Origin of the sequence: Runella sp. (assembly GCF_027484545.1) — a bacterium.
Lineage (GTDB): Bacteria > Bacteroidota > Bacteroidia > Cytophagales > Spirosomataceae > Runella.
The window spans coordinates 1-5,699 of the sequence record NZ_JAIXST010000189.1 but is presented as its reverse complement, the minus strand read 5'-3'; the positions used below and the strand labels follow the sequence as shown (position 1 = coordinate 5,699).

The following is a 5,699-nucleotide window of genomic DNA, read 5'->3' as shown; positions in this document are numbered from 1 at the left end:
GTTGCATACGCGTTACGCACCCGTACGACGGTGTTATTGCTAACCCCTCGCCTTGCATGTATTAGGCCTGCCGCTAGCGTTCATCCTGAGCCAGGATCAAACTCTCCATCGTAAATATTATAAAAAATCAATTGACTGATTCACAAAGACTCGCTATTGAACCTTAACTTACTCATCATTTCAAAGAGCTAACCAAACTACTTATTCTGGCTTTTTATCACATCGTTTGTGAGTTTCCTTTTGTTTGGGGTTGCAAAGGTCTGATTTTTAAATCTTATTTCCAAATATTTTTTTGATTTTTTTTATTTTTTCAAAACTTTCTTTGGAAAACTTCCTTTGTATTTCCCTCTCTTGTTGTTTGGGAGTGCAAAGGTAACAGTTCATTTTAAACCACACAAGTACTTTCTTAAAAAAAACGACTTTTTTGCAAAGTTCTTTAAATGTCAAAAACAAACATTTCAATAGTACAATTTTCAACCAACAATTACTTAAATCAGTGTCCACAAATCATTAATCCCTAAAATTCGTTGTGTAGTAAAACCTTCTCCATATTTAACCCCTATTGCATGACCATGTTCTTTTGAACGTGCTTCAACAAAGTCCAAAAACTCTGGAGATGAAATATAACTATTCGGCTCGGCGCTATTAGGGTCATAAAATTGACTTCTAAAAGCACGGATAGCTTCCTCCTTCTTTTCCCAATAGGGTGTAATATTTACTACGAAGTCAGGCTTTATGTATCTGTCTTGGATAAAATGATAGATAAACTTAGGTCGCCAAGCTTCCTGAGGGGTTCCATCTTTATCTACAGTTTCAATACGTCGTAATCCCGCTAAGAAACAGGCATCATAAATTAGCTTAGCTCCTTTGCCATGATCGGGATGACGATCTTCAATTGCATTGGCTAAAACAATCTCCGGCCGGTATTTCCTTATATAAGGCACAAGAGCCAATTGGTTTGCTGGGTCGTTTTGGAAAAAGCCATCGGCTATCCCTACATTATCTCGGAGACTCACTCCTAAAATACGAGCAGCGGCTTCAGCCTCTTCAATACGAATTTCAGGAGTACCTCTTGTTCCCAATTCACCGCGTGTAAGATCTAAAATACCCACTTTTCGGCCTTTCGCAAGGGCAGCTAAAATTGTACCGGCGCAGCCAAGTTCAACATCATCCGGGTGAGCAGAGATGGCCAACAAATCTAATTTCATATTATTTTGTTTCTTTTACCCGAAGTCGTTGCCCAACTTTTAAACGAGCGCTAAGACGTAAACGGTTTTTTTGTGCAAGTTCTGAGGTTGACATGCCATACTTGTTGGCAATGGAGTCAAGAGTCTCTCCACGTCGTACACGATGTAGAACGGTACGCTTAATAGGAGCTTTACTAATATCAAATTCACTATCATAAGCACGGCCACCTCTCAGGTGATCCCAAACTCGCGGTGATAATACGAAACGCTCATTACGAATTGTTTGTCCAGGAAAATCCCAAACCCAAGCTGGACTAAAAGGATTACCTTCGTAGCGATTTTCGTAGTGTAAGTGGTCACCATAGCTTCGCCCTGTATTCCCACCTAAACCTACCATATCGCCTGCTTTGAGAAGTTGGCCTACTTCGACCGTAGTTTTTGATAAGTGACCATATAACGTTTCGAGTCCATTATAGTGACGTACAAGTACAAATCGTCCATACCCGCTTCCATTATAAGCTACTACCCGTACAATTCCATCATAAGTACTATATACCGGATCCCCTGTATTCAGGTCTAAATCCATACCTTCGTGCCATCGTCCCCATCGAGGCCCAAATTGAGAGGTTACTTTTGTTTCACCAGTTGGTAAGTTCCAAAAACGCCCTTTACCTGGATCATACAATCGAAGTGTGAGATTCTCTTCAAACTCTAAAGGATTGAGGTTATAGGGATCAATTGTTCTTGAATCCCAGATAGCGTAATAATCGGCTACCTGAACCCAATCATCCCCTACCTGAACAGAATCAATATATTCAGCAACGGTTGTTTCCCCTTCGTCGATAGTACCGGTTGTATCATCTGCCACCGTTGGGTTTATTTCCTTAACTGGTTCAAAAGTGTTTGAAAAGCGCATGGTAGGCTTTTCAGATTCAAACTCTTCAAAGGCGTCTTTTTGTGGTTTAATTACCGGAGTGCTGGATTTAACTTCCTCGGTTTTGTTGGGCTTAATTTTGGGATTTCGTTTAAATAATCCTCTTTCCTGCGCCTGAATGTTTGTTGCGAAACAAAACAAAAAGAGCACCAATGAGTAAATTAATTTGGCTTTCATCAGCGTTTGATTTAGCCAACGATTGAGTAGGGGGAACGAATCCATGCCCACTCAACCGTCGGGAGTAAAACTTAATTTAAAATGGTTTGTATCTATTAGATACGAACCTTGCGATGAGGCAATGAATAATCGGAAACAAATAGATTAGTGTACTAATGCAATCCTTTTTCAGCCAAATAACGCTCTGAATCCAAAGCAGCCATACAGCCGGTTCCTGCTGCCGTCACGGCTTGGCGGTAAATATTGTCTTGAGCGTCTCCACAGGCAAATATTCCTTCAATATTAGTTTTTGTACTTCCTTTCACCGTTTGGATATATCCAGCACTGTCCATATCAATAAAGTCCTTAAAAACCTCTGTGTTTGGTTGATGTCCAATCGCTACAAAGAAACCGGTTACGTTTAGTAAAGTAGATTCTCCCGTTTTAAGATTTTTGACCTTTACGCCTTCCACTTCACTTTCTCCAATTACCTCTTCTGTCTCTGTATTCCACAAAATTTCAAGATTAGGTAATGATTTTACCCGATTTTGCATAATTTGTGAAGCCCGAAGTTCGTCTCGTCGTACAATCATGTATACTTTTTTGCAAAGCTTTGCAAGATAACTCGCCTCTTCACAGGCCGTATCCCCACCTCCCACAATAGCCACTTCCTGATTTCGGAAAAAGAAGCCGTCGCATACAGCACAAGCTGAAACACCGTGTCCATTTAGACGTTGCTCCGATTCAAGTCCCAACCATTTTGCAGAAGCCCCTGTTGCAATGATTACAGTCGGGCTTTCGATTAATTTAGTATTATCAATCCAGACTTTATGAAGATTGGAATCCGAGAAATCTACTTTTGTAGCCAAGCCATAACGAATATCCGTTCCAAAACGACGGGCTTGTGCTTCAAAATCCATCATCATTTGAGGACCTTGTACTCCTTCAGGATATCCCGGATAATTTTCTACGTCGGTAGTAATCGTCAATTGGCCGCCCGGTTGGCCGCCTGTGTATAAAACAGGATTTAATCCCGCACGAGAAGCATAAACTGCCGCAGTATAACCCGCAGGACCGGAACCGATAATCAAGCAAGAAACTTTTTCAGAAGACATTACAGAATGTATAATTTAAAGATTTACAATTTTATAGATTGCAGATTGCTGCTAATTGCAAGGCAATCTTTGGTATTAGAATTTACAATACAATCATCAAAATCGTTCATCGTTGGAATACTCGTTTTTGCAAAAGAGTTGCAAAATTAAGCAAAAAAGGTGTAGATGGCAAAATGGCTTGATTTACAGGGCATCGAATTATACAGAAAATCACCAAATACGCCACTCAATACGACGATTGAGTTGACGATTCTCTTCTGAGTCGTTTGGCTCGATAGGTTTTGCTTCACCAAAACCCACCGCTTTGATACGGTCACGGGCCACACCTGCACCAATTAAATAATCTACTACGCTTTGAGCGCGTTTCTGAGAAAGAATCTGATTTTGTTTGGCATCGCCTACGTCATCGGTATGACCCGCAATTTCAATTCGCAATGTAGACTGGATTTTAAGCTGTTCAATTAATTTATTAAGCTCCGAACGGGATTTTTCCTGTAAATCAGCTTTCCCTGTCTCGAAATAAATATTACTCAAAATCCCGTAGGCATTCATGTTAAACGGATCTAAGCTAATATCCAACTGATAGCCTTCAGCACTATTTTTTTTGCTGTAATCGAATGCCAGGCTTTTGTAAAAATAGCCTGCCGCACTCACATAAAGCCCCCATTCGGCACCATTTGGAAGTGTGGTAAGATATCGTCCCGAAGCTGCATCGGACGCAAGCCGCTGCACTATTTTACCAGTTTTGAGGTCAACAAGTTCAATTTCAGCCTTAATGGGCTTTTTAGTACGAACATCTGTGACCAAACCTTTCAAATAATTGGCAACATTGAATTGCTTTTTCAATTCGTCAGGTAAACGAAAACGGTATAATCTCGACACTCGTTGATTTCCAACCCGCTTAGTATCCAATGAATAGTAACCGTATTCTCCGTCTGCTGTAATAACAAGCGCCACTTGGTTATCCGACGTATTGATAGGATAGCCCAGGTTGCGAGGTGGTCGCCAACCCGTTGACGTGCTGTCCGCAAAAAATAAGTCATATCCTCCTAACCCTTCGTGGCCTTCTGAAGCAAAAAACAACGTACGTCCATTGGCATGAAGAAAAGGCGAAGCTTCATCGTCGGGGGTATTGATTACATTCCCTAGATTTTGGGCAGAAGTCCATTGGCCGTTCCCCAATAAGGTACTAAACCATACATCACGCCCGCCTACTCCACCTGTACGGTCTGAAATAAAATAAAGTGTATGGCCATCGGGCGACAGAGCGGGTTGTGATTCCCAATAAGGCGAGTTAACTACAATCCCCAGATTTTTAGGTTTTTCCCAATCATTTCCGAATTTATGACTGATGTACAAATCACAACTGCCATACCCATCTCTACGATTGCACGCTGTAAAAACCAGCGTTCTTCCGTCGGCAGATAATGTACCTGTACCTTCGTTATCGGCCGTATTTATTTGTTCAGAAATAGAAACGGGATTGCTCCAGTGGCCATCTTTGAAAGTAGTAATAAATAAATCTTCGTCATTTTCGGGTTTCAGCGCCGTAAAAAGCAGTGTTTCACCGTCGGCAGTCAGTGCAGGAAAATATTGCAGAATAAATTGATTGACCGTATCTGACAGTTCTTCGGGGTTGATAACCAAAGGCTTCAATACTGCTGCTTCTCCGTAATTACAGGTAACCAATTGACGCTTTGCCCGTTTTTGGGCCATACTATTGGGTTTCAAAAAGGGAATATAATGGTCCAAATCTGACTTAGCCTGGCCATATTCTCCTGCTCTTAAATGATATTCTATGAGTTTTTGGTAAGCAACTGCAAACTGGGGTGCATCGGGTTTGAGTGTTACGCTTTTTCGATATGATTGCAGCGCCAAATCAGGCTGAGTAAAAACTTCGTAGAGTTGTGCCTTACGGAAATAGGCTTCGGCGTAAGTGGAGTCGTATTTTAAAGCTTCATCATTCCATTGAGCTGCTTTTTCAAAGTTTTTCTCATTGAAAAACTTAGTTCCTTTCTCAAATGCTTCAACCGCTTTTTTCGCATTTGCAGGTTGCCCACTCGTTCCTTTTTGGCTTAATGAGACGTACGCGGAGGGGCGATTTTGGGAATAACCTTGAAAAGAAAAGAATAACAAAAGAGAGAAAAATGCAAAAACTGCTGACTGCCGACTGTTGATTGCCAACTGCTTTAAGGAATCTCCATGTATTTGTGCGTTTGCAATGAGACGCGCCATTTTGGATGCTGTTTTACATATTCAACGATGAGAGGAGTCATTTCTTGTATTCGACTCCATTCAGGTTGAAGT

At 41.2% G+C, this 5,699-nt stretch carries 4 protein-coding genes, 1 rRNA gene and 1 pseudogene; all 6 read right to left on the bottom strand.

From position 1 onward, the window contains the following. Positions 1-112: ribosomal RNA gene (locus Q0081_RS17590) — 16S ribosomal RNA — on the bottom strand; the annotation flags it as partial. Between the two features lie 376 nt (positions 113-488). Continuing rightward, on the bottom strand, positions 489-1,208 hold the full coding sequence (gene bshB1 / locus Q0081_RS17585) for a bacillithiol biosynthesis deacetylase BshB1 (protein ID WP_298356035.1): 720 nt from the start codon (positions 1,206-1,208) through the stop codon (positions 489-491). 1 nt (position 1,209) lies between these two features. Continuing rightward, entirely contained in the window at positions 1,210-2,298 is a 1,089-nt protein-coding gene (locus Q0081_RS17580; protein ID WP_298356032.1) for a M23 family metallopeptidase, read from the bottom strand. A 152-nt stretch (positions 2,299-2,450) separates the two neighbouring features. Next, a complete protein-coding gene (gene trxB, locus Q0081_RS17575) occupies positions 2,451-3,392 on the bottom strand; it encodes a thioredoxin-disulfide reductase (RefSeq protein WP_298356029.1) in 942 nt (313 codons plus the stop codon). A 210-nt stretch (positions 3,393-3,602) separates the two neighbouring features. Then, the gene (locus Q0081_RS17570) at positions 3,603-5,627 is read right to left on the bottom strand and encodes an OmpA family protein (RefSeq protein ID WP_298356026.1); all 2,025 of its coding nucleotides are present in this window, start codon (positions 5,625-5,627) and stop codon (positions 3,603-3,605) included. Next, positions 5,582-5,699, bottom strand: a pseudogene (locus Q0081_RS17565) (7-carboxy-7-deazaguanine synthase QueE); the annotation flags it as partial. The gene Q0081_RS17570 and the pseudogene Q0081_RS17565, both read right to left, overlap by 46 nt.

What these genes read in the sequence shown, in the direction of transcription:
- bshB1 (WP_298356035.1), bottom strand. Translation starts at nt 1,208, where the DNA reads ATGAAATTAGATTTGTTGGCCATCTCTGCTCACCCGGATGATGTTGAA.
- Q0081_RS17580 (WP_298356032.1), bottom strand. Translation starts at nt 2,298, where the DNA reads ATGAAAGCCAAATTAATTTACTCATTGGTGCTCTTTTTGTTTTGTTTC.
- trxB (WP_298356029.1), bottom strand. Translation starts at nt 3,392, where the DNA reads ATGTCTTCTGAAAAAGTTTCTTGCTTGATTATCGGTTCCGGTCCTGCG.
- Q0081_RS17570 (WP_298356026.1), bottom strand. Translation starts at nt 5,627, where the DNA reads ATGGCGCGTCTCATTGCAAACGCACAAATACATGGAGATTCCTTAAAG.